The following is a 527-nucleotide window of genomic DNA, read 5'->3' on the forward strand; positions in this document are numbered from 1 at the left end:
GCCGCGGGGTCGACGCGCGCGACGGGGTCGACGCGGCGCGCGCCGCAGCGGCCGGGCTCGCGGCACGGTACGGGACGGTCGTCGCGGTGTCAGGGCCCGTGGACCTCGTCACGGACGGGACGCACGAGGTGCGCCTCGCGGTCGGGCACCGCTTCCTCACGCTCGTCACGGGCGCCGGGTGCGCGCTGGGCGGGGTCGTCGCGGCGTTCAGCGCGGTCGCCGAGCCGCTCGTCGCCGCGGTCGGAGCCTCGACGCTCCTGGGCCTGGCGGCGGAGCGTGCCGCCGAGCACGCGGCCGGGCCCGCGTCGTTCCAGGTCGCGCTCGTCGACCACCTGCACGCGGTCACGTCCGACGACCTCGCCGCGCGCGTCCTCGCGGGGGCGACGGTCGACGTCGTGGGGGTGCCCGCGTGAGCGCGGCTCCGGTCCGCGCCTCCGGGGTGGGCGGTGCGGCCCGGCTGCCCGGCGGCGCCTACCTCGTGCTCGACGCCGACGCCTGCGCCGCCGCCGCTCGGCGCCCGGCCGACG

At 80.8% G+C, this 527-nt stretch carries 1 protein-coding gene; it reads left to right on the top strand.

The genetic code is table 11. The annotated features are described in order from the left end of the window. Nucleotides 1–413: hydroxyethylthiazole kinase (locus CBZ_RS20590; protein ID WP_174768714.1), on the top strand; the 413-nt coding region annotated here is incomplete at its 5' end. Nucleotides 414–527 lie beyond the last annotated feature (114 nt).

It is taken from the genome of Cellulomonas biazotea, assembly GCF_004306155.1.
GTDB lineage: Bacteria > Actinomycetota > Actinomycetes > Actinomycetales > Cellulomonadaceae > Cellulomonas > Cellulomonas biazotea.